The organism is Xanthomonas populi (assembly GCF_002940065.1).
Lineage (GTDB): Bacteria > Pseudomonadota > Gammaproteobacteria > Xanthomonadales > Xanthomonadaceae > Xanthomonas > Xanthomonas populi.
Map to the genome: position 1 here is coordinate 1 of NZ_MDEJ01000243.1, position 2,679 is coordinate 2,679.

Annotated in this window: 1 pseudogene; it reads right to left on the reverse strand. The window is 61.2% G+C overall.

Going from position 1 to position 2,679, the window contains the following annotated elements:
- Positions 1-94: 94 nt before the first annotated feature.
- Positions 95-2,679: pseudogene (locus XpopCFBP1817_RS20365) on the reverse strand (Tn3 family transposase); the annotation flags it as partial.

Consider the following 2,679-nt stretch of genomic DNA (forward strand, 5'->3'; position numbering starts at 1 on the left):
TAGGGGTTCAGCCGACATACGTGTAAAAATAGCTCACAAGATCGGATTTCATCCATTGCATCAGTGAGTTAGCGGATATTTTGGCGCACCAAAACTACCCTGCCAATGCCAGTTCAGTCTCATACGGTTCCGGGACCGCCTCCACATCAATCAGGTAATCCCCGAAGCGCTTTACATGGCTGGTCACGTACGGGCTGAGGAACGCCACGTCTTCCCGCGTGATCTTCCACCCCTGCCGCATCAGAGACTTCATGATCCGGGTCTGTTCGACCACGTTGTAGAAGATGACGGCATTGGAAACCAGGTCGTTGTACTTGACGGCTTTCTCCTGCTCGACGGGGTCGTTGTCGGCAATCACCCCTTCCCCGCCGAAGAAGAAATACTTTGCGAAGCCGTTGTAGGCCTCCACCTTGTTGGTCGAGGCGGTGATCTGTTCGCGCAACTCGCGGTTGGAGATGTACTGCAGCAGGAACAAGGTGCGCACGGCTGAACCGAGCGCCTTGAATGCCTGGTACAGCCGGTTCTTGCGGCTGTAGTTGCCCAGCTTGCGCATCAGCGTCGAGGCCGCGATCTTGCCGGTCTTGATCGAGAGCACGACCTGCATCAGGTCTTTCCAGTGGGTCTCGATCAGATCTCAGTCAACAGTGTCCCGGAACAGCGCATCGATGTGTTCGTAACGAATGTCCTCATCGGGGCGGAAGAACTTGTATTCGCGCCAGTTGCGGATGCGCGGCATCAGCTGGATGCCCAGCAGATGCGAAAGGCCGAACACCGGCAGCGACTGCCCCTGCGTGTCGGCGTGGACGGTGTCAGGCTGGATGTCGGAGGTGTTCTTCAGCAGGCCATCGATGATGTAGACCGCCTCCCAGACACCGCACGGAATGAAGTGGCTGAACAGCGCGACGTACGTATCGGACACGTGGTGGTAGGCGATGCCGCCGTAGCCGCCATAGCGGATGTGGTACGAGGCGAGCAGATTCTGGTCGTAGAGGTCGTACTTGGTGCCGTCGGCGGCTGCGCTCTTGCCATCGCCCCAGCATTTGGGGAGTTGCAGGCCGGCGTAGCTGTTGATGATGTCCCGACAGGCCGCCGCCAGTTTGTTGGCATCCACATGCCGGCGGTTGACGAACGACAGCATGTGCGCCGAGACGGCGCCACGCAGGTGTCGGGCAGCCTGGGCCGGTCCGAGGTTGCAACCATAGGTGAAGGCGGTGAGGACGTAGCGCTCGGTCGGTTGCTCGATCTTGGCGTCCGAGCCGGACAAAGGACCGAAGTGCCGTGGCCAGCGCGTCCAGTGGGCCACATCGCACAGGATCTCGATGACGCTGCGTTCGCGCATGCGGTCGAGGACGGCGGTTTCCAGGGCACGGGCCCCGCAGCTCATCTCCTTGGCCTTGCTGCGCTTGAGTACCGGAATGCCATCCTCGCCGATGACCACTTGGCCGTTCTCCAGATAGCCCTGATCGGTCAGCTCGGCGACTTGCGTCAGGCGCGATTGCAAGGCATTGACGAAGCCCACGGCCGTGGCCGGCAGCCCCACGTGCTTGCAGTAATCTTCCAACAGAGGCTCGCACTGCTCCCACGGCAGCAACTGTTCGCGGTAGTCGGCGTAGTTTTCCGATCCGCGCACAGCCACGTCGCCCGATTTCAGTTCGTAGGCCAGCGATGAGAACACACAAACCTCGAACAGACGCCGGTGGATGCGCTCCTCGCCTCGTTCGGTGCGATGGACGATGGTCTTGCGCCAAAGCTGGGTGGTGAACGCCAGATCGACCGCTTCGTCCAACCAATCGCTGCGGGTTCGTTCCTGCGTCAGGATCAGCTCGATCGCGTCGATCAGCGAGCGGTCCTCCGTGGTCGAGGCCAAGTCCAGCCTACGCACCATCCGCAGGATGGTGGAGCGGTGACTTTTATAGAACGGCCACAGCAGCGGCAAGTGATTGTCGCCACTATGCGCCGCAATGGCGTTGCAGTCGGCCTGCAACGTCTGCACGCCACCATGGGCGTTGACCAAGCGGCGGATTTCACGCCCCGCCTCGGTGTCGCCGCGATGATGGTCGAGGACGCGGACCACATCCGACATCGTCGCCACGATCGCTTCGGTCTTCTCGCGATAGCGCGCCCTCAGCCGCTCCAGTTCCTCTCGGCCCCGGTTGTGGATGTTCCCCATGCGTTTGATGAACATCTCCGCGAGATCGTCGCGCGTCTGGACCCGGGCCCGGTGGATCAAGCACACCAGTACCGCGTAGCGCTTGGCGGGCCGAAACTTGCGCAGCTCGGAAGCATCCAATGCCCGCGCCTCGGCAGCGAAGTGCTTGCGCTTGACCTCCGGGATGCCCGCCAGGTGCAACTCGCTGCCGACCAATTCGTCCAGTTCGGCGATATGGTCGATCAACTCCTGGAAATGCTGCAGCGAAGAGCGCTTGGGTAGGCGCTTGATCGCATGCAGCGGGCTCTTCTGACGCCCCTGTTCGACCTGCAGGAGGCCTTCCAGGCGCTGTTTTTCATCGATGGTCAGTCGAGCCTCGATCTGAGCGAAATAGCGCCCGTTGACCAGCGTGCGGATGCGCCGGGTCAGGCGATTTAGTGTGGAGAACGCCGGCAGCTCGACGCGATCACGCACGAGCTGTTCGATGGCTACGTTGATCAGGTCTGCCGGGTTATCCATCACCGCAGCGG